The sequence below is a fragment of the Methylomagnum ishizawai genome, from assembly GCF_900155475.1.
GTDB classification, from domain to species: domain Bacteria; phylum Pseudomonadota; class Gammaproteobacteria; order Methylococcales; family Methylococcaceae; genus Methylomagnum; species Methylomagnum ishizawai_A.
Genome location: NZ_FXAM01000001.1, coordinates 230,523 through 251,182 on the forward strand (window position 1 = coordinate 230,523; position 20,660 = coordinate 251,182).

General features: G+C 64.6%; 14 protein-coding genes. 7 read left to right on the top strand and 7 right to left on the bottom strand.

Annotated elements, in window-relative coordinates; all coding sequences use genetic code 11:
• Nucleotides 1–126: 126 nt before the first annotated feature.
• From B9N93_RS00975 to B9N93_RS00990, 4 genes are all read left to right on the top strand, one after another.
• The gene (locus tag B9N93_RS00975) at nt 127–1,041 is read left to right on the top strand and encodes an AAA family ATPase (RefSeq protein WP_085210059.1); all 915 of its coding nucleotides are present in this window, start codon (nt 127–129) and stop codon (nt 1,039–1,041) included.
• A gap of 72 nt (nt 1,042–1,113) precedes the next feature.
• Nucleotides 1,114–2,067 carry a DUF58 domain-containing protein gene (locus B9N93_RS00980; RefSeq protein WP_085210061.1) on the top strand — a complete coding sequence of 318 codons (954 nt, stop codon included), beginning with the start codon at nt 1,114–1,116 and terminating at the stop codon, nt 2,065–2,067.
• Nucleotides 2,064–4,046, top strand: coding sequence for a transglutaminase TgpA family protein (locus B9N93_RS00985; protein ID WP_085210063.1), 1,983 nt, complete (start codon nt 2,064–2,066; stop codon nt 4,044–4,046). Before B9N93_RS00980 ends, B9N93_RS00985 begins: the two co-directional genes overlap by 4 nt.
• 120 nt (nt 4,047–4,166) lie before the next feature.
• On the top strand, nt 4,167–4,820 hold the full coding sequence (locus B9N93_RS00990; RefSeq protein ID WP_085210065.1) for a hypothetical protein: 654 nt from the start codon (nt 4,167–4,169) through the stop codon (nt 4,818–4,820).
• A gap of 7 nt (nt 4,821–4,827) precedes the next feature.
• Here the strand turns inward: B9N93_RS00990 and cysE are convergent, their stop codons facing one another.
• Complete coding sequence (cysE, locus tag B9N93_RS00995; protein WP_085210067.1) at nt 4,828–5,592, bottom strand: serine O-acetyltransferase; 765 nt, start codon at nt 5,590–5,592, stop codon at nt 4,828–4,830.
• Complete coding sequence (locus B9N93_RS01000) at nt 5,577–6,326, bottom strand: RNA methyltransferase (RefSeq protein ID WP_085210069.1); 750 nt, start codon at nt 6,324–6,326, stop codon at nt 5,577–5,579. Before B9N93_RS01000 ends, cysE begins: the two co-directional genes overlap by 16 nt.
• A 155-nt stretch (nt 6,327–6,481) precedes the next feature.
• On the opposite strand from B9N93_RS01000, the gene B9N93_RS01005 reads away from it, so the two are divergent.
• Both B9N93_RS01005 and kefC read left to right on the top strand, forming a co-directional pair.
• Nucleotides 6,482–7,300: an inositol monophosphatase family protein gene (locus B9N93_RS01005; protein WP_085210071.1), complete on the top strand. Its 819-nt coding sequence runs from the start codon at nt 6,482–6,484 to the stop codon at nt 7,298–7,300.
• Between the two features lie 177 nt (nt 7,301–7,477).
• Nucleotides 7,478–9,280, top strand: coding sequence for a glutathione-regulated potassium-efflux system protein KefC (gene kefC / locus B9N93_RS01010; RefSeq protein ID WP_085210073.1), 1,803 nt, complete (start codon nt 7,478–7,480; stop codon nt 9,278–9,280).
• A 64-nt stretch (nt 9,281–9,344) separates the two neighbouring features.
• Here kefC and B9N93_RS01015 read toward each other — a convergent pair whose 3' ends face one another.
• The 5 genes from B9N93_RS01015 to B9N93_RS01035 form a co-directional block, all read right to left on the bottom strand.
• Complete coding sequence (locus B9N93_RS01015; RefSeq protein WP_085210075.1) at nt 9,345–10,262, bottom strand: transporter; 918 nt, start codon at nt 10,260–10,262, stop codon at nt 9,345–9,347.
• Nucleotides 10,263–10,390: 128 nt separating this feature from the next.
• Nucleotides 10,391–14,350 (bottom strand): beta strand repeat-containing protein, encoded by a 3,960-nt coding sequence (locus B9N93_RS01020; protein WP_085210077.1) that lies wholly within the window; start codon nt 14,348–14,350, stop codon nt 10,391–10,393.
• A gap of 160 nt (nt 14,351–14,510) precedes the next feature.
• Nucleotides 14,511–16,526 carry a hypothetical protein gene (locus B9N93_RS01025; protein ID WP_085210079.1) on the bottom strand — a complete coding sequence of 672 codons (2,016 nt, stop codon included), beginning with the start codon at nt 16,524–16,526 and terminating at the stop codon, nt 14,511–14,513.
• A gap of 72 nt (nt 16,527–16,598) precedes the next feature.
• Entirely contained in the window at nt 16,599–17,999 is a 1,401-nt protein-coding gene (locus B9N93_RS01030) for a PKD domain-containing protein (protein ID WP_085210081.1), read from the bottom strand.
• A 22-nt stretch (nt 18,000–18,021) separates the two neighbouring features.
• The gene (locus B9N93_RS01035; protein WP_085210083.1) at nt 18,022–19,563 is read right to left on the bottom strand and encodes a hypothetical protein; all 1,542 of its coding nucleotides are present in this window, start codon (nt 19,561–19,563) and stop codon (nt 18,022–18,024) included.
• A 514-nt stretch (nt 19,564–20,077) separates the two neighbouring features.
• Between B9N93_RS01035 and B9N93_RS01040 the strand changes: the two genes are divergently transcribed.
• Entirely contained in the window at nt 20,078–20,629 is a 552-nt protein-coding gene (locus B9N93_RS01040; protein ID WP_085210084.1) for a molybdopterin-binding protein, read from the top strand.
• Nucleotides 20,630–20,660: the final 31 nt, after the last annotated feature.

The window sequence follows — 20,660 nt, forward strand, 5'->3', positions numbered from 1 at the left end:
ACGTTCCTGGCCCCTCAGCGCCCTCACCGCATCCTGGACCGGCGGGGGCATTTCCGCCCCGGCTATTCCAACCCGATAAAACCCTATACTTCTCATCCAACCTCCCAGCCCAACCCGAACAACCCCATGCGCAACTCCCTCGACGCCCTCCTCGCCACTGCCAACACCGTCATCCTGGGAAAACCCCGCCAAATCCGGCTGGCGGTGTGCTGTCTCCTGGCTCGCGGCCACCTCCTCATCGAAGACGTGCCGGGCGTTGGCAAAACCACCCTGGCCCATACCCTGGCCAACCTGTTGGGGTTGGATTACCAACGCATCCAATTCACCAGCGATCTGCTACCCGCCGATGTGCTGGGCGCTTCGATTTACGATGCCAAAAACCATAGCTTCCGGTTCCAACCCGGCCCGATCTTCCATCAGATGATCCTGGCCGACGAAATCAACCGCTCCACCCCCAAGGCCCAGAGCGCCCTGCTCGAAGCCATGGAAGAACACCAGGTCACGGTCGAAGGCGAAACCCGGCCCCTACCCGAACCCTTCTTCGTCATCGCCACCCAGAATCCCATCCATCAAATCGGCACTTTCCCACTACCCGAATCTCAACTCGACCGCTTCCTGATGCGCCTCACCCTGGGTTATCCCGACAGCCGCTCGGAATTGGCGCTGTACAAGGGCGCGGAACGCCACAGCTTGTTGGAAAAACTGCCGGTCCGCCTACCCGCCGATGAATTGCGTGGCTTGCAGGAGGCAATCCGGGCCATCCACGCTTCCGATGCCTTACTGGGCTATGTACAGGCTTTAGTGCGGTTCAGCCGCGAATCCGGGCATTACGAAATCGGCTTGTCGCCACGGGCAGGCTTGGCTTTGCTAAGCGCGGCGCGGGCCTGGGCCTATACCGAAAGCCGCGAAGTGGTGTTACCGGAAGATGTGCAGGCGGTGCTGGCCCCGGTCTGCGGTCACCGGCTGAAACCCGTGGGCAGTGGGGCCGTGACCGCCGAGGCCGTGGTCGGCCCGATGCTGGATCAAATCACGGTCATCTAAAGCTTGAGACCTGAGGCTTGGGGGTCGCAGCCTCGGGCCTCCAGCCCCGTACTTCACGCCGAGTCCCAACCCATGGCTTCCCCCACCCTCAAGCAACGCTTCGACCTGCAACGCTTTTTCCGGGGCGATCAAGCGGTGCCCGGTCCTATCGTGCTGACCCATCGTTTGGTTTTCATCGTACCGAACCAGCGCGGGCTGGGGCTGGCCTTGCTCTTGTTCATCCTGTGGCTGACCTCGATCAACTACAGCAGCAACCTGGGTTTCATCCTGACTTTCCTATTGGTCGCCATCGCCCTGCTGGGGATGCTTCATGGCTATCGCAATCTCGCCGGACTATCGATCCGGCCCAAACCCAGCCCGCCGGTCTTTGCGGGCGAGCAGGCCCGTTGGGAACTCATGGTCGCCAATCCCGGCCTGTTGCCGCGCTACGCGGTGTGGTGCCGCTGCAAGGGGGCGGAGCCGGTACGGATCGATATCGCCGCCGAAGCCACCGCCAACCCCGCGCTGGGCCTGCCGACCGCCCAGCGCGGCTGGCTCGAACCGGGCACGGTGCGGATTTACAGCGAATTCCCGCTGGGCCTGTTCCATGCGTGGTCGCTGCTGAATTTCCAGGAACGCATCCTGGTTTATCCGCGGCCCGCGCCCACGCCCATGGATTTCCCGATCTCGGGCGGCTATGGCCGCTTCAACCGACAAGCGCATAGCGCCGAGGATTTCCACGGCTTCCAGACCTATCAAGCGGGCGATCCCTTGCGACATATCCATTGGAAGGGCGTCGCCAAGGGCCACGATCCGCAAGTCAAACGCTACGTGGGTGGCGAGACCGAGGATTTGGCCTTCGCGTTCGAAGAAACCCCCGGCGGCGACACCGAAAGTCGCTTGAGCCGCCTCTGCCGCTGGATCATCGACGCCGAAGCCGCCGGGCTGCGTTATTCCCTCAGCCTGCCCGGTACCCGCATCGCCGCCAATTCCGGGGCCGCCCATAGCCGCCTTTGCCTCAAAACCCTCGCCCTGTTCCAGCTATGACCGCCATCCCGCTCCGCGATACCCTGACCGCCGCCTTCGAGAAACTGCTGCTGTTCAGTCTGGTGTTCGTCGCCCTGCCTCATGCCGCCAACCTGCATCCCACGGTATTCGGCTTCTTCGCCCTGTTGGCGGCTTGGCGCTATGCCACGGTGGAACGGCCCGGCCTGCGTCCCGGTAAATGGATGCTGGGCTTGTTGATGCTATGCGCCATGGCCTTGGTGTACGCCCATTACCATCGCTTCTACGGGCGGGAAGGTGGCTCGGCCTTGTTCCTGGTCGGCCTGGGGCTGAAGCTCATGGAGATGAAAACCCGGCGCGAGGTGTACCTGGTCATCTTCCTCGGCTTTTTCGTGGCGATGACCCAGTACCTGTTCTCGCAGACCATCCCCATGGCGCTCTATACCCTGGTGGCGGTGGGTTTGTCGGTGGGGGTTTTGATCGGGGCGGGCGGTGGTCCGGCCTTGGCTCCCGCCGCGGCGTTCAAGCGTTCCGCCGCCCTGGTGGCACAGGCCGTGCCGATCATGCTGGTGCTGTTCCTGTTCTTCCCGCGGCTTCCCGGTCCCTTGTGGAAACTGCCCGACGACGAGCGCCACGCCAAGACCGGCCTCAGCGACAAGCTCGAACCCGGCAGCATCAGCCACCTGGGCCGTTCCGCCGAACCGGCGTTCCGGGTCGATTTCCAGGGTGCACCGCCGCCCAACGCCTTGCGCTATTGGCGCGGCCCGGTGTTCTGGCATACCAATGGCACCCGCTGGGATGTGGCGGTGGATAAGCCTTTGCCGCACGACCAGGAACCCAAATTTTCCGGGCCGGCCTACCGCTACGCCATCACCCTGGAACCGCATCGGCGTCGTTGGCTGTTCGCCCTGGATTTACCCAGCGGCTTCCCGTCCGATGTGACGCAGACGGCGGAATATCTGCTGCTGACCAAAGACCCGGTCCACGAGCGCCGCCGGTTCGAGTTGGTTTCGCAACCCGCTTTCCGCACCGGCCCGCTGAGTCCCGTCGAGCGGACGCAAGGTTTACAACTTCCCGACCCACCGGACGGGCGCGTCCGCGCCCTGGTCGAGGCTTGGCGCGGCGAATCGGCCCGGCCCGGCGATTGGGTACAACGGGCTTTGCGCTATTTCCGCGAGGAAGCGTTCTTCTACACCCTCAACCCGCCCGCGCTGGAAGACCATCCCATCGAGCGCTTTCTGTTCGAGACCCGCCGCGGTTTCTGCGAGCACTACGCCACCAGCTTCGTCTACCTGATGCGGGTGGCGGGCATTCCGGCGCGGGTGGTGACGGGCTATCAGGGCGGGGTTTGGAACCCGGTGGGCCGATTCCTCGAAGTACGGCAGGCCGACGCCCACGCCTGGGCCGAGGTCTGGTTGCCGGAGCGGGGCTGGACCCGGATCGATCCCACCGCCGCCGTCGCGCCCGAGCGCATCGAGCAAGGCATCGACCTGGACGCCGCCAGCCCGGAAGGCGATGTGATGTTCAACCCGGTGGGCGAAGCCTTGGCCGGACGCGCCCAAGGCTTCCGCGACTGGCTCCGCCAAGGCCGGATGCTCTGGGCCAGCGTCGATCATGCCTGGAACCAATGGGTGCTGGCCTATGATCCCGAGCAACAACAGCGGTTTTGGGGGAGTCTCGGCATCATGGAATGGGGCAAACTGGCGCTATGGATGGGCGGCTTACTGGGTCTGTGCGGAGCTGCGGCGGCTTTGTTATTCTGGCCCCGCCGGAAAACCCCGCCCGACCCCGCCGTATTGGCCTATCAGCGCTTTTTGGGGAAATTGGCCCGGCGCGGCGTGGTCAAGCGCACCGGCGAAGGGCCGCTGGATTTCTCGCGGCGGGCCATGACCGAGCGGCCCGAGGCTGCCGCGACCATCGTTCGGATCACCGGGATATTCTTGGGATTGCGCTACGGGAAAACGGCGCGGGCGGAGGATTTGGCGCGGTTGCGGCGGCTGGTGCGGGAATTCCGGGTTTAGGGCGCGGAACGATCCCTTCAGGGACGTTCCCGGCGGCGGGGTCGCGCTATACTTGCCCGACCCTTGTGGGCGCAATGGACAAATCCCGGTCCAGCCGCCCATCCCTCAGGAGACCCAGCAGTGTATTACTCCTCCTCTTCCAGAAGCCGGGGCTACCGGAGTTCCGGTTCCCGCCGCTACGATCCCAACGACAATTTCCACCTCAAGTCCCGGAAAGACTCGGGTAAAACCAAGCTGCTGTTCGCGCTCGCGGTATTCCTGGTCCTGCAAAGCCTCTATTTGCTGGTGTCGTATATCCGCATGAGCATCGCCGAGGCCGATACTCTGGAACTCACCCTATCCGAAAGGAAACAGCAGCAGGAATTGGACATCCTGAGGCCGCAGGCGCAAAAGCTCAGGGCCGATATCGAAACCCTGGGCCAAGGCGGCCTGCCCGAACTGACCCGCCTGGAATTCGACAAGGTGTTGACCATGGACCAGGACTATGTGAAGAACATCGTGTTTACGGTCTCCGGCAGGGGCGACGACCGGGTATACGAATACAAGATGGTGATGCACAACGGCAGTTTGAACCTGATCCATCCGCAGGTGGATATCCTGTTCTTCGATCCGCAGGGCATCCAGGTCGGCATGTCGCGGCTGGGAGTGCAGGGCGATGGTGTCACGCCCACCCTGGAAGTCATGGAACGCGGCGAAATCCGCTCGTTCTCCTCGCAAATCCAATTGAGCGACAGCGCCAAGCCGGGTTATTTCCGCTTGAGAATCTGGAAATAAGCCCGGCCTATTCCGCTTTTTCACCGCCTTGCCGCAAGCCGCAAGGTTCGAGTTCGGGCAGCGGCGGCTCGGAGACTTCCAAGCCTTGTTGTTGCAACATCCGCTTGAGGGCTTCGATCTGGCCGTCCAGGGCTTGGATATGGTCGAGCATGTGGTTGACGGCGTGGGCCACCGGGTCGGGCATGTCGGGAGTCATACCGTAGGCGTCGAAGCCCAGCTTGCTGGCGATGTTCTGGCGGCGTTCTTCCTGGGCCTTGCGGTCGGGACTGACCATGTGGCCCGGAATCCCCACCACGGTCGCCCCCGCCGGGACGCTTTTCAACACCACCGAATTGGAGCCGATCCGGGCACCGTCGCCCACCGTGATCGGTCCCAAGATTTTCGCCCCCGCCCCCACCACCACGCCATTGCCCAGGGTCGGATGGCGCTTGCCCTTGCGCCAGGACGTCCCGCCCAGGGTCACGCCGTGATAGAGCGTGCAATCGTCGCCGATGGTGGCGGTTTCGCCGATCACCACGCCCATGCCATGATCGATGAAGAAGCGCCGCCCGATTTGGGCACCGGGATGGATTTCGACCCCGCTCCACCAGCGGGCCAGGGTCGAGAGGAACCGGGCCGGCCATCTCAGGCCATGGTTCCACAGCCGGTGGCTGAGCCGATGGACCAGGACCGCGTGGATACCGGGATAGATGGTGAAGATTTCGAAATAGGACTGGGCCGCCGGGTCGCGCTCGAAGATGCAGCCGTACTCGGCCTTCAGTTTTTCCCACATGTGGATGATCCTTGCCGTTTCAGTTGCAATTGCACGGCGGTGAGGATGCCGCGCAGGATATGGATTTCTTTTTGTTCCAAGCGCACCCGGTTGAAGATGCGCCGCAGCCGCCGCATCAGCGAGGGCGAGGACTTCTTCTCGTGCAGGAAACGCACTTCGTGCAAAGCCGTGTCGAGATGTTGGTAGAAGGATTCCATTTGCTCCGCGGTTGCCAGCGGGGACATGGGTTCTTGCAGGGCTTGGGGTTCGGTTTGGGCGGCGAGGAACAACTCGTAGGCCACCACTTGCAGGGCTGCGGCCACGTTCAGGGAGCTGAATCCGGGGTTGCAGGGGATGTGCAAGAGGTAATGGCAGCGTTCCAGTTCGGCGTTGTCCAACCCGGAATGCTCGCGCCCGAACAGGAGGGCGGTCTTGACCGGCGATTGCGCCACCATTCCGGCGCATTCCCTGGGATCGAGCTGCGGCCAGGGAATGGCGCGGAGCCGGGCGCTGGCCCCGATCACCAACTCGCGGTCGGCGATGGCTTCCTCCAGGCTGGCACAGACCTTGGCCCCGGCCAGGATATCGTCGGCCCCGGAAGCGCGGGCGGTGGCTTCGCCGCTGGGGAAGACCTTGGGGGCCACCAGGGCCAGGTCGGAAAGCCCCATGTTCTTCATGGCGCGGGCCGCGGCACCAATATTGCCGGGATGGGTGGTGCCGACCAGCACGATCCTGACATGCGCTAGGCGTTTCATCCTAAGTTGCGGAAGTCCAAAGCGAAAAAGGGCCAGCATCTTATCAGAACTCTGATAACCTTGTGCCCTCGCGGACTATCGGGCTTGGCCAGCGGGCCGGTCCAAAGCCGCGGGTTTTCCCCATCAATCGACAGCTTAGTGGTAACGATCCGACCATGGACCCCATGCTCACCATCGCGATCCGCGCCGCCAGGGCGGCGGGCGATATCATCGTCCGCGCCATGGACCGGGTGGACCTTCTCAACATCACCCCCAAGGGGCGCAACGACTTCGTCAGCGACGTGGACCGCCAAGCGGAACGCGAGATCATCAACACCTTGCAGCGGGCCTATCCCGGCCATGGCTTCATGGGCGAGGAAGGCGGCGTGCAAGGACCGGCCCACGCCGACCACGTCTGGGTCATCGATCCCCTGGACGGCACCACCAATTTCTTGCATGGCTTCCCCCAGTTCGCGGTGTCCATCGGGCTGTTCCACAAGGGCCGGATCGACAAGGGCGTGGTCTACGACCCGGTCAAGCAGGAGTTGTTCACCGCCGCCCGGGGCGCGGGCGCGACCCTGAACAGCCGCCGTATCCGGGTCACCAAGCAGGTCGGCATGGTCGGCGCTTTGCTCGGCACCGGCATCCCGTTCAAGGACCAGAGCTATCTCGACGCCTATCTGGGGATGCTCAAGGATTTGCTGAAGGATGCCGCCGGCATCCGCCGCGCCGGCTCGGCGGCCTTGGACCTGGCCTATGTGGCGGCGGGCCGCCTGGATGGCTTTTGGGAAATCGGCCTGAAGCCCTGGGACATGGCGGCGGGCATCCTATTGATCCAGGAGGCCGGCGGCATCGTCACCGACCTCGAAGGCGGCGACAAGCATTTCGAGACCGGCGGTGTCCTCGCCGCCACTCCCAAACTGCACCCGATCATGCGCGGTTTGATCGCCCCGCACCTCACCGACAGCCTGCGCCACCGCCCCGCCCAGGACTGACCCCATCCCCGCGACGGTCGCGGCTCGCTCCCGACCGTCTTCCCGCCGCACGACCCACCCGCGCTTTGCCGCCCGTAGAATCTGGGATACGCTCATTTTCCAATGCCGCGCCAAGCGGAACCGGGGAGTCGGCACTCCGACCGACGATGTGTGATAAAGCATTAGCGCGAGGCCACCATGCACGACGCCGTTTTCCTCCAACATTTGCTGATCTACCTGGGCGGGGCGGTGGTCTGTGTGCCCATCGCCAAGCGGCTGGGTTTGGGTTCGGTGCTGGGCTATCTGCTGGCGGGGCTTATCATCGGGCCTTCCGGGCTGGGCTTGATCGGCCGCGGCGAGGAAGTGCTGCATTTCGCCGAATTCGGCGTGGTCATCATGCTGTTCCTGGTGGGGTTGGAACTCGCGCCCAAACGGCTGTGGGAACTGCGCGGCCCGGTCCTGGGCCTGGGCGGCTTGCAGGTGTTGACGACCACGGGGCTGCTGGCGGGGTTCGCCCTGGTGTTCGATCTGGGCGGGCCGGCGGCCTTGATCGCCGCCATGGGCATGGCGCTGTCCTCCACCGCCATCGCCCTGCAAATCCTGGCCGAGCGCAACGCCCTCGCCACCCCGGCGGGACGGCTGGGCTTCGCGACCCTGTTATTCCAGGATTTGGCGGTGATCCCGATGCTGGCCCTGATTCCGCTCCTGGGCGATGGCGCCGCGGGTGGCGGTTTCGACTGGCCGGGCGCGGCCAAGGCGCTGGGGGTCATCCTGGGGATCGTGGTCGGCGGGCGTTTCCTGCTGTTGCCCTGGCTGCGTTTCGTGGCGGTGACCCAGCAGCGCGAGATTTTCACCGCCCTGGCCTTGCTCTTGGTGATCGCCATCGCCTTGTTGATGCGGGGGGTGGGAATGTCGATGGCCTTGGGCACTTTCCTGGCCGGGGTATTGTTGGCGGAATCGGAATACCGCCACGCCCTGGAAGCCGATTTGGAGCCGTTCAAGGGACTGCTGCTGGGCCTGTTCTTCATCGCCATCGGCATGTCGGTGGATTGGGCGACGATCCAGGCGCATTGGCAAACCCTGGTGCTGCTGACCTTGTGCTTCGTGTTGGTGAAGCTGGGCGTGTTGGCGGGACTGGCGCGGCTGTTCGGGATTCCCAAGGCGCAGCGCTTGTTCTTCGCCATCACCTTGTCGCAGGGCGGCGAATTCGCCTTCGTGCTGAACAACACGGCCTTGGCCGAGGGCATCATCCCGGCGGATATCGCCGGTTTGCTGGCAGCGGTGGTGGCGTTGTCGATGATGACGACGCCGATTTTGCTCAGCCTGCACGACCGTTGGCTCGAACCCTATCTCGCCGGGCGCGGCAAGCCGGACTACGACGCGCCGGAGGACGAGGGCAATCCCGTCATCATCGCCGGGTTTGGCCGGTTCGGGCAGATCGTGGGACGCTTGCTAACCGCCAACCGGATCGGCGTGACGGTGTTGGACCACGATCCGGTGCATATCGACACCATCCGCAAATTCGGCAACAAAGTGTTCTATGGCGACGCCACCCGGATCGATTTATTGCGGGCGGCGGGGGCGGAGAAGGCCAAGCTGATGGTGGTCGCCATCGACGATGTGGAGCATTCGCTACGCTTGATCGACGCCGTGCGCGAGGAATTCCCGCACCTCACCCTCCTGGCGCGGGTGCGGAATGTGCAGCACGCTTTCGAGTTGATGGAGCGCGGGGTGCATTTCCAGCGCGAGATTTTCGAGTCGGCCTTGCTGCTGGGGGAACACGCCTTGGTGCGGTTGGGCTATGGCCCGTATGCGGCCAAGCAGGCCGCGCTGAAATTCCGCGCCCACGACCTGCATTCGCTGGTCAAGCGCTACGAGGCCCGCGGCGACGAGGAGGAGTTGATTTCGGTGGTGCGCGAAGCCCGCCAGCAATTGGAGGAGGCCATGAACGCCGACCGCGAGGCTTATCAGTTGCAGGTGGCGCGGGATTATTGGAAGTGAGGGGCATGGGAATGACCAACCCGGTTTATCGAAGGCGTCCGTCCACAACTCAAACACCCACTCCTCAAGGCGTCCAAGCAAACCCGAAATAAGCCGTCACCGGCGGCGTCGATGAAGTCAAACCCACGCCGATATTGCCGAACACCGCGACATGGTCGTCCACGGTCCAGAGGGTGCCGCCGCCGATCATATGCTGTACATAATTCGCGGCGTCGTCGGCATATTGCTGGACCAGTTCCTCGGTACGGCACGGCCCGGAATGCGGACAAACCCGCACGTATTTGTCGGCCAGCCGTCCGATCCTCGGCAAGTTCGAGGCATTATGGTAGCCATTCACGAACACCGCGACATCCTCGACCACATCCCGTTGCAAGGCCCAGGACAGCGTGAAATCCCAGACCTGATCGGTCGGGTCGTCCGGGTCTTGGAACCGGGCCGCGCCCAGGTTGTATTCGAGGTCCACATCCCAGGGCAGCCCTTGGTCGAAGTTGAAGCTGAACGAGGGTTCGGTCCCGGCATCGAAGGCCGACGAGCCCAGCCAGGTGGTTTGCACCATGACTTCGAGTCCCGCCGCCGGCAGGAAATAAGCCTCGATCTCGTCCCAGAGATGGATTTTGGTATCCAGGGTCAGGGGGCTGAACCCCGTGGCGGAATTGGGACTGCCCTGCACTGAAAATCCCTGCGAATACAGCCGCAGTTCCACGGCGTCGAACAGCCCGTAGCGCAGCATATATTCCCAGTTGTATTGGGCCGAGAGGCGGCTGCTCTCCGTGCTGAAGAAGGCTGGGGCCATTTCCAGATAGAAACCGCCCCGCGGCAGGGTGAACGCGCTATTGGGGAAATTGGCGAGGTCCGCGCCGGGGTCGCGGATATCCAGGGGTTTTTTTTCCTCGGCGATGACATAGCCCGGCGGCGCGGCCAGGAGGATGGCGGCGAGCCAAGCCGGGATGCGGGTGGAGGAGGAACGGTTGCGTCCGATCATCGGGGGAGGGGTTTGGGTGGCGGTGGGTTCTCGATGCGCTTGGAGGCATCGAGGGCGTTCTGGCCCGCTTCAAGCCAAGCCGGGTGGACATGAGTATAGGCCCACCCGGCCCAGTCCGCCCCAATCCCTCACACCGCCGTCAAGGCCGCGTTGAGCAGGAGGTGCGCCGTCCCATTGTCGAACACATGATAGGTCACGCCGACCAGGGTCACGTCGGCCTTCTGCGCCCAGCCGGTATCCGAGAAGTGGTAATGGTCCCCGGCATTGCCGTTCACTTGCAGGGTGTTGCTAGTATCCGAAAGATTGACGAGGTCGCGTTTGAGCAGGGTCAGGGTATTGTCGCCGCCGCCGGTCAGGTCGATCTTCTCGATCCCGGCGATCCGGTCGCGGAAATTCGCCAGATTGAGGTTCAGGCCCGCGCCGCCCAGGGCCAGGGTATCGCTGCCGCCGCCGCCATCGACCCGGCGGAAGTTGAGGTCGGACAGCTTGATGAGGTCGTCGCCCTGCCCGCCATAGCACACATCCGCCCCGCCACCCCCTACCAGGGTGTCGTTGCCTTGCCCGCCGACGTAGCGCTCGGCGGCACCGGTGCCGGTCAGGCTGTCGTTGCCGGTGCCGCCCAGTTTGGCGACCGCGTTGGTGAAGTTGCCGCCGAACAGCACATAGCTGGAACCCGCCTGGCTGTTGCCATGGGGACTGGCTGTGGGATCGCCGATGATGAGATCGGAGAAGCCATCGCCGTTGACATCCCCGGCGGGGCCGACCCGGTCCGCGCCATCCAGGCGGAAGCCGTTGGTCCCGGTGAGGGTGGCGGCATCCAGGCGGGCCGGGAAGCCCGTGGCCTTGCCATAGATGACATAACTTGCGGCTTGATAGCTTTGGCTGGCCGGGTCGTATTGCTTGGTTCCGATCAACACATCGTCGTAGCCATCGCCGTTGACATCGCCCGCTGTGGCCACGGTAGCGAGGGCACCATAGCCCGTCCCCAGGCCGGTGATCTGGAATCCATTGCTCCCGTCGAGCGTGGACAAATCCAGGCTGGAACCAAACCCTGCGGCCTTGCCGAATACCACGGTGGCGCTATCGTCCGAGCCCACGATCACATCGCCGAACCCATCGCCGTTGACATCGCCCGCCGCAGCCACCGCGCCGGTATAGCCGTCGCCAGCGTCCAACCGGAAGCCATTGCCGCCATTGAGCGTGGATAAATCCAGGCCGGACCCGAAGCCGGTGGCCTTGCCGAACACCACATAACTCTGTTTGGCCTGGGCCGAGCCATAGGGCCGCACGCTATCGACCAGCAAATCGGCGTAGCCATCGCCATTGATATCGCCCGCCGAACCCACTACCACGCCGGAATGCTGCCCCGCCACGCCATCGATGCGGAAACCGTTGCTGCCGTTGAGGGTGGAGAGGTCCAGCCCGGCGCTGAAACCCGCAGCCTTGCCGAACACCACGAAGCTGGACCCGGCATAATCGCGGCCCAGGGGCGAGGCGTTCTTTTCGCCGACGATGATATCGGCGTAGCCATCGCCGTTGACATCGCCCGCCGCTCCGACCACCACGGCGGAAGGGTCCACGGCGGCGCTGTCGCTGAAGCGGAAGCCGTTGGTTCCGGTCAGCGTGGACAAATCCAGCAGGGACGAGAAGCCGCTGCCGCTGCCGAACACCACATAGCCGGTGGGCGTGCCGCCGGAGTCATCGCCCACCACCACATCGGCATAGCCATCGCCGTTGATATCGCCGGCCCCGGCGATGGAGAACTCCCCGCCGTACAGCGCGAAGCCATTGCCGCCGTTGAGCGTGGACACATCGGCGCTGGCCGCGAAGCCGCCCGCCTTGCCGAACACCAGATAGCTCATTCCGCTATAGGCCGTGGTCACGGCCAGATCGCCGTAGCCATCGCCGTTGATGTCGCCCGCCGCGCCCACCGCGGTTCCCGAGTAATCGAAGGTCGCGCCATCCAGCCGGAAACCGTTGTTGCCGTTGAGGTCGCCGAGGTCCAGGTGTGGCGGGGTGCCGATGTTGAGGTTGTTGGTGCCGATGGCGGTGCTGACCCACACGGTGGCCCCGGCCTGGGTATAGGTGCGATAGCTATGGCCGTTGGCTGTGGCGTTCGCGCCCTGGACCCAGCCGCCGCCTCCGCTGACGAGGCTCTGGGCCGAGCCGTCGATCACCAAGGTCTCGCTGGTGGTGGACAGGCTTTTCACCGTGGCGGGCGTGAGGACCAGGGTGTTCGCGCCGCCGCCGAGGTCGATGCCTTCCAATCCCGCCAGCTTGCCAGCCTGGGCCGCGAGGTCCAGGTAAAGCCCGGTTCCGGTCAGGGCCAGGGTATCCGTGCCCGCGCCGCCATCGGCCAGGGCGAAACCGAGATCGGGCACCACCAGGCGGTCGTTACCATCGCCGCCGCCTAGGCGGTCCGCGCCGCCGCCGCCGGTCAACACATTGGCCGCGCCGTTGCCGGTCAGGGTGTCGGCATAGGCGCTGCCGTCCAGGTTCTCGAAATGGAGCAGGGTATCGCTGCCGGACCCGCCGGTAGCCTGGGCCGTCGCGACCGCGAGGTTGACCGCGACCCCGGCCCCGGCGTTGGCATAGGACACGGTATCGCTGCCCGCGCCGCCGTCCAGGCGGTTGTTGCCCGCATTGGCGTAGACCACATTGTCGAGGGCGTTGCCGGTGCCGTTGAGGTTGCCGCCGCCCAGCAATTGCAGGTTCTCGACATTGGCGGGCAGGGTGTAGGCCGCCAAGCTGGAACGCACGCTGTCGATCTGGGTGGCGCTGGCGTTGGTCTCGATCACCCCATCGCCGCTGTTGTCCACGGTATAGGTGTCGTTGCCGTCGCCGCCGGTCAGGGTATCCGCGCCCGAACCCCCATCCAACAGATTGTCGCCCGCGTTACCGCTCAGCTTGTCGTTGAAGGCGCTGCCGGTGAGGTTCTCGAAATGGCGGAGGGTGTCGGTGCCCGAGCCGCCGGTGGCCTGGGCCGTGGTCTGGGCCAGGCTGACCGTGACGGCGGCGGATGAAAAGGCATAGGACAGGGTATCGATACCGCCCGCGCCGTTGAGGACGTTGTTGCCCGCGTTGGCGTAGAGCGTGTTGTCCCCGCCATTGCCGGTGCCGTTGAGATTGCCGCCGCCCATCAGCCGCAGGATTTCGATGCCATAGTCCCCGCCGCCGAAATAAGGCAGGGTGTAGTCGGACAGATAGGACTGCACAGTGTCGATGCCGCCCGCGCCCAGGCCGGGGATATAGTCCTGCACCATATCGCCGGTATGGTCCACCACATAGGTATCGTTGCCCGGCCCGCCATAGAGGCGGTCCGCTCCCGCCCCTCCGTCCAGCACATTGCCGCCCGAGTTGCCGTAGAGCGTGTCGTTGAAGGTGCCGCCAGTGAGATTTTCGATATTGGCGAGGGTGTCGGTGCCGGAACCGCCGGTGGCTTGGCCGCCGCTCTTGCCCAGGTCCACTTTGACGGCGGCGCTGGCGTAGAGATAGGACGCGGTGTCGGTGCCCGCCCCGCCGTTCAGGACGTTGTTGCCGGAACTGGCATAGAGCAGGTTGTTGAGGCCGTTGCCGGTGCCATTGACGCCGCCCGCGCCCACGAGGCGCAAGTTCTCGACATTGGCGGGCAGGGTATAGGCCGCGAGATAGGACAGCACGGTGTCGATCTGGCCGGTGCTGGCGTTGGTCTCGACCACCGCGTCGCCGGTGTTGTCCACGACATAGGTGTCGTTGCCGTCGCCGCCGGTCATGGCATCGGCCCCGCCCCGTCCGTCCAGGTAATCGCCGAAAGCCGTGCCGACCAAGGTGTTCGCCAGGCTGTCGCCCGCCGTGCCGGAACTATTGTCGCCGATCAGCAACTTGCTGCCGTTGGCGAAGCTGAAACGGGCGCTGGACACCTGGTCCAGCGTGGTATTGGCCAGGACGAGGGTCTTGCCCGCATAGGTGACGAGCAGGTTGGTGCCGGATGGGGCGAGCGTGCCGGTGGCCGCGTCCAGCCCGGCGATATCGAATGCCAGCGTATCCACCGCCGGTTTGAACGCCAAGGTTTGGTTATTGCTCAAGCTGCTGAAGTAATAGGTCGCCATGGGGTGCCTCTGGATATTTGATATTCGCCATGTCCATCGCCACGCGCCGCAATCCGGTTTTCCCGGACCCGCCGCTGAAAAAAAGCTGGCGGTCAGGGGCACCGCCAGCAAGGCCATCAGGAGTAGGGAGCGTGGGGACCGCGATTCGGGAATGGCTCTTTCAGCGCCGGACCGCGAACGCGCCCGAGGAGGTGCCGCAGACCGCCGCCGCCTTTTTGGTCTTGGGGGCGCACACCCGGATCAGGCCGGTTTCGGTGGCCTGCCCCTTGAGCGGCTTCCACACCACGAAACCACGGCCCAGCTTCACTCCGGCCTTCAACGACTTCCATTTGGTGCCACCGTTCTTGGAAAACTGCACATGGACCTGCCGGGTGGCGCTGGTCAGGCCGAATTGCCAGGCGATGGTTTGCTTTTTGCCCACGGTCAAGACATCGCCGCCGTTGGGGAACGACAGTTGGATATAGGGTCCGGTGGGCGCGGTGGGCGCGGTGCAAGCGGCATAGGGATAGCTGCCGCTCAACGTTCCGTTGGCGCAGGCGCGGGTTTCGGCGGTCGCCGCGCAATCGGCGCTGGTCGCGGATGAATAGGCCGTCACCGTCTGCCCATCGGCCAGGGTGCCGCCCCAGGGCAGGTTGCAATCGGCGTGGGTGGCCGGTGCGCTACACGTGGGATAGGTGGCGCTGCCGCTCAATACCCCGTTGGTGCAGGCGCGGGTTTCGGCGGTCGCCGCGCAATCGGCGCTGGTCGCGGATGAATAGGCCGTCACGCTCTGCCCATCGGCCAGGGTGCCGCCCCAGGGCAGGCTGCAATCGGCGTGGGCGGTCGGTGCGCTGCACGCCTGATAGGTGGCGCTGCCGCTGAGTTTGCCGTTGTTACAGGTACGGACTTCGGCGTTCTCCGCGCAATCGCTATCGACCTTGACCCGGTAGGCCGTGACCGATTGGCCGTGGGCGAGGGTGCCACCCCAGGGCAGGGCGCAAGCCGCCGGCGCTTGGCAGGTCTGGAAGGTATAGCTGCCGCTCAACTGGCCTGTGTGGCAAACGCGGGTTTCGGAGGCTGCCGCGCAATCGGCGCTGAGGTTGGTTGGGTAGGCGGTGACGCTGGCACCGTCGGCGATTTTCTGCGTCGTGTCCCAAGGCAGGGTGCAATAGGTGTTGGCGCAGCTCGCATATGGGTAGACATCGCTGCCCGGTAGGCTGCCGTTGTCGCAGGTCAGCAGTTGGGCGGCGGCGGCGCAATCGGCGCTCTGCTCGGTGGAATAGGCGGTGACGGTCCCGCCGTCGGCGATGACCCCGGCCCAGCTCAGTTGTTCGCAGCCCTGGCCGGTGCCGCCGCCGCCCGAACCGCCCGCGCCGAAGGACAGGGTGGCGTTGGCGATATCCAGGGTCGCGACCAGGGAACCCTGGCCGAGGTCGGTGGCCTGGGTCTTGTTGATGCCCGGACCCTGTAGGCCGAAGAAATACAGCCGGAGGTTCTGGTCGGTGCCCCCGCGCACGCTGGCCGCGTCGGAAAAACCGAACTGGCCCGACAGATCGATACCCCACCACGTGTCGAAATAGGCGCTGTAGGGATCGCCCGCACCGGAGTCGCTGATATCGGTGACTTCGCTCAGGTTGGACTGGAAATCGGTCATGGCCGAGATATCGCCCGGATTCAGTCCGTTCTGCGCCGCCGCGCTGAGGTTGAGGGTGTTCGCCCTGGCTTGGATGACCGAGGACAACTGGGCGATGTTGACGCCCGCCGTGCCGGTCAGGCTTTCCGCCTTGGCGATGGCGGTGGGGTCGTTCAGCACCGAGGCGAGGACGCCGTAGCCGGAAGGCACCGCGCCGACCGCCGCTGCCGAAATGGTGCCATAGGTGTTGTTGGCGGCGATGTTGTAGACGAGGGGGTTGCCGGCGGCGGCGAAATTCTTGAAACGCTGGTCCAGCGGCCAGGACTTGATGGCCGACGGGTTGCCGAGGAAGGCTTCCACCGTGGTGCCGAGGTCCAGGCTATAGGACTTGGCGGCGGTGGCATCCCACACGTTGAGGAACAATTCGCCGCTGCTATTGGAGCTGGCGTCGCCGGGGGTGGTGTGCAAGGCGCCGTTGGCGATGGCGGCCAGGGCCTGGCCCGCGCCCAAGGCCAGGACCAAGCCGGCCAGGGCGCGTAAAAAAGGGTTCGATTTCAAATCCATGGTCGTGCCTGAAGGGATTCGGGAAAAACAACGCCGGGAACCATCCCGCGGACGGTTCCCGGCGGACCCGCATTACTGCGCCTTGATACGGATTTTCTTTTGCACGCTGGCAAGCCCGTGGTTATCGGTCACCACCAGCGAGAACTGGTAGACCGATCCCTTGGCCCCCGCCGTGAAGCCCAGGGTGGGCAGGGCGCTACCGCTCAGGCCGGTGGCCGGTCCTGCGATCTGCACCCACTGGTAGGCCACGATGCCATCGCCCGCGTCCGGGTCGTAGCTGGTCCCCCCGTCCAAGTTGACCGTGCCGCCGGGAGCCACCGTGGCCGGCCCGTGGATCACGGCCACCGGCCTGTGGTTGGGCACGACGACCCGCTTGTAGGCCTTGCCGATCCTGCCGCCGGCGTCGGTCACGGCCAGTTGGAACAGGTAGGTATCGCCCGCCTGTCCGGCCACGAACACCGCCTTGGCCGGGCCCGCGCCCGAACCCAGCGTCACCGCCGGGCCGGACACCTGGGTCCAGGCATAACCCAGGTCGCCGCTGTAATCGGGGTCGTAGCTGGCGCTGCCGTCGAGGACCACCGTCGCGCCCGGTTCCACCTTCATCGCCGGTCCCGGCACCGCCACCGGGGTCAGGTTGTCGCCCCGGCCCCCGTGGGACCACAGCAGGGTGGCGTTGGCGGGATTCAGGCTGAAGAAGGCCGTGCCGCCGCCCAGGTCGGTGGTTTTCAGCTTGTTGACGCCGGGCGCTTTGAGGCCCAGGAAGAAGAACCGCAGCTTCTGGTCCTTGGCCCCGTCGGCGTCGCGCACCGTGGCGGCGGTCGAGAACCCGAAATTCCCCGCGATATCGATGCCCCATAGGTAATCGAAATACGCGCCATAGGCATCGTCGGTGGCGTCGGTGGTTTCGCTCAGGTTGGCCGCGAAATCGGTCATGGTGGTGAAATCGCCCGGCGTTAAGCCGTTGGCGGCGGCGGCGTTGAGGTTGAGGTGGTCCACGCGGGTCTGGATCGCCGCCGAGATTTGGCTGACGGCGAGGCTGGCGCTCTTATCGTTCAGCTCCATCAGCAGGCCCAGCGACACCGGATCGTTCAGCGCCGTGATCGCGAAACCCCAGCCCGAAGGTGCCGCGCCGACGCCGGGCGCGGCGATGCCGCCATAGGTGTTGTTGGCCGCGATGTTGAAGCGCAGGGGATTGCCGGCGGCGGCCAGGGCCTTGAAGCGCGGGTCCAAATGCCAGACCCGCCCGGAAGCGTCGAGCAGGAACTCCTCGGCGGTGACGCCGAGATCGAGGCTATAGGACTTCGCGGCAACCGGGTCCCAGACGTTCAGGAACAGTTCGCCGCTGGCACCGGAATGGGTATCGGTGGGAATGGCATGGGCCGCGCCGTCGGCGATGGCGGCTTCCGCGCCGGGAGTGGACAGCAGCAGGCACAGGCCCGCCCCGCCCAGCAGGTTGAATCGTGTTGTTTTCATCGTTTCGCATCCCCTTCAAGGATCAACGCAGCTCGGCCGTGCCGTAGTCGGGATTGACCACGGGCACCGTGCAGGCGTCGATGCCGCCACCGGCGCGTTTATGGGTATACGGGGTCACCGGGTTGGCGGCGTTGAACACCGGGTCGGGCACGTAGCCGTTGGCGCTGAGGGCCACATAGCCCGCCGTGCCGAAGCTGTGGATATCGGCTTGGTTGCGGGCGTTCACGTTGTCCGGCCTCTGGCCGTACTTGACCAACGCCCTCAGCACATTGCCCTGGTCGGCGGTGACGTTGTTCATCCATTGGATGCCGTATTCCGACCACAGCGGATATTTACCCAGTGCCACCTGTTCCACGGTGGGGGCCGCCCCGTCGATCTTGATGAAGCGGTAATTGGCGGAGCGCGAGACATTGCGCTCGGTGGTCTGGATGCCGATGGCCCAGCGGTTGCCCTTGGCGGTCGGGAGGAAATTGGTGGTGCCGTTGTTGAAGTCGCTCAGGCAGTTGTCCTCGGCTCCGAGGCTGGTGGCGAGCTGGGCGTCGGTGAAACCGCCCGGCTGCACCAAGCGCGGCGCGGAATTGCCGAGGCAGGGGTTTTGCAAAATGGTGGCGAGCAGGGCGACCTGCTGCCCGGCCCCGTTCTCGCGGCGGCAGATATGCACCGTGGTGTCGTCCGGTGCCTTGAGATAGCTGGCGCTGCCACCGTTGGAGGCCCAGCGCGCCGCCACTTGGCTCAGGGTCAGGGCCGTGCCCGAGGCGTTCACAGAAAAACTATCCCAATCCGACACCGCGCCGCTGAATAGGCTGGCGAGTTGCTGCTTGCTCAGGCTGGGCATACAGGCGGCGGTTTCGTCCATATTGGCGCTGGTGGTGCTGCCCGGCACGGCGCAGTTGCTCGGCAAGGCACCGCTCAGCACCTGGGCATATTGCAGGGCGTTGCGTAGTAATAGCGTGACCGGGGTGCCGATGATATGGCCGGCGATGGCGTTGCGGTTGGGGATGCCGCTGGCGACGATCTCGGCCTGGCCGGTGGGGACGTTGTCGCCGCCGCGGAAGGCGTCCGGGGTGACATCGGACACGCTGCCGGTGGCGGTGATATTGGGCGTCACCGTGGTGCAGGAATAATCGTAATTGAAGGTGGTGCCACCGCTGGTGAAGCTGCCGCTAAAGGCGGTGCAAGCGGCGGTGGAAGGTTTTTCCAGATAGGTCAGCTTGGTGCCTTTGAGGGCGTCCAGGCCCACATAGGACGCGCCCAAGCGCCGCCGGGAAATCCACAGCTTCTTGGTGCCGACGAGGCCGCTGACCTTGCTGCCGTCGGTGCTGCAATAAATCGCCCAGTAATCGTTGTTGGTGGCCTTGCTCGGGTCGCTGGTGTAGTTCTGGAAATAGGTGTGGATGTTGGACGAACAGAGGGCGGGCGCGAAGAACTTGTCGTTGGCCTGGGAACCGGGGACGTAGAGGACGATATCGGGATCGCCGTCGCCGGGGGTCAGCGCGGACGCCGTGCCCGCGAACGCGGCGAGCAGCGTGGCGAATAGGGTTTTCGGGAAAACGGGGGTTGGCATGTGAAGGCTCCTGGATTCGGTGGCATCGAAGGATGGGCAATCGGGCGAAGCGGTTCCGCGCCGGGGACCGGGCACCGCCCACGCGGCGGATTCCGGTCCCCAGGCGCATTCGCAACTATATGGATGGCTACATAGCGCGATCCAATCCTAAAGCAAGCCATAGCCTTGAGTAAACAACGATGCCTCACCGTCTAGCGCGATTTACCTCCGCAATGATGGAAATGCCGCATTTCACAAGTCTGGTAAAATACAGAATAACTAAATGATTTTATTGAAAAATATCTCGAAGCGCCGCTGGTGTTCTATCCCGTGCATGGGACGGATCGGATCAAGCGCTGTTTTTTAAATACATAGCGACTTGCCCAGTCCAGCGGGAATCAATATAACTAGGACAACATCGCGTAAACCCGCGCCACCTTCTGGGGTGGCGCATGGCGGAGCCAGGGGGATGGACGGCACATCGGACGAGCGTTCCCGCGATGGCTGTTCCCACTTAACGATTCAGGAGCAAACCATGCTATTCCGCACTTTCGTTCCACCGGCCTTGGCCGTGTCGCTGCTGCTCGGCTTGACCGCGACTGCCGAGGCCGCCTCCAGTTGCCTGGGCGGGCCGTCCACCACCCTCAGGCTGGCCGGTCCCGCCATCGCCACGCCGAAAACCTTCACCCCGGCCAGCCTCGCCACCTACCCGCCCTCGAAAGTGACGGTCAGCTATTTTTCCGGCGCGTCGGGCATGGTGACCAAGACCTTCGTCGGGGTGCCCCTGTACGATTTGATCCAGGCCGCCGGCTTGGTGGTCGATGCCAACCGCAAGAACGACAAGCTCAGGAAATACCTGGCCGCCACCGCCACCGATTGCTACCAGGCGATCCTGTCCTATGCCGAAATCGACCCCGGCTATGGCGGCCAGCAAGCCATGGTGGCCTATGCCACGGTGGATGCCACCGGCACCCAAATTCCCCTGGACGACACCGAAGGCGCGATGAAACTGGTCATCCCCGGCGACAAATTCGGCGGCAGGCAGGTTTTCCACCTCGAATCGCTCACAGCGCGCTCGGCCCCTTGACCCACCGGGGGCGTCCTGGGTGGGCGCCCCC

Coding starts and splice junctions, on each gene's coding strand:
- B9N93_RS00975 (WP_085210059.1), top strand. CDS start 127: ATGCGCAACTCCCTCGACGCCCTCCTCGCCACTGCCAACACCGTCATC.
- B9N93_RS00980 (WP_085210061.1), top strand. CDS start 1,114: ATGGCTTCCCCCACCCTCAAGCAACGCTTCGACCTGCAACGCTTTTTC.
- B9N93_RS00985 (WP_085210063.1), top strand. CDS start 2,064: ATGACCGCCATCCCGCTCCGCGATACCCTGACCGCCGCCTTCGAGAAA.
- cysE (WP_085210067.1), bottom strand. CDS start 5,592: ATGTGGGAAAAACTGAAGGCCGAGTACGGCTGCATCTTCGAGCGCGAC.
- B9N93_RS01000 (WP_085210069.1), bottom strand. CDS start 6,326: ATGAAACGCCTAGCGCATGTCAGGATCGTGCTGGTCGGCACCACCCAT.
- B9N93_RS01005 (WP_085210071.1), top strand. CDS start 6,482: ATGGACCCCATGCTCACCATCGCGATCCGCGCCGCCAGGGCGGCGGGC.
- kefC (WP_085210073.1), top strand. CDS start 7,478: ATGCACGACGCCGTTTTCCTCCAACATTTGCTGATCTACCTGGGCGGG.
- B9N93_RS01015 (WP_085210075.1), bottom strand. CDS start 10,262: ATGATCGGACGCAACCGTTCCTCCTCCACCCGCATCCCGGCTTGGCTC.
- B9N93_RS01020 (WP_085210077.1), bottom strand. CDS start 14,350: ATGGCGACCTATTACTTCAGCAGCTTGAGCAATAACCAAACCTTGGCG.
- B9N93_RS01025 (WP_085210079.1), bottom strand. CDS start 16,526: ATGGATTTGAAATCGAACCCTTTTTTACGCGCCCTGGCCGGCTTGGTC.
- B9N93_RS01030 (WP_085210081.1), bottom strand. CDS start 17,999: ATGAAAACAACACGATTCAACCTGCTGGGCGGGGCGGGCCTGTGCCTG.
- B9N93_RS01035 (WP_085210083.1), bottom strand. CDS start 19,563: ATGCCAACCCCCGTTTTCCCGAAAACCCTATTCGCCACGCTGCTCGCC.
- B9N93_RS01040 (WP_085210084.1), top strand. CDS start 20,078: ATGCTATTCCGCACTTTCGTTCCACCGGCCTTGGCCGTGTCGCTGCTG.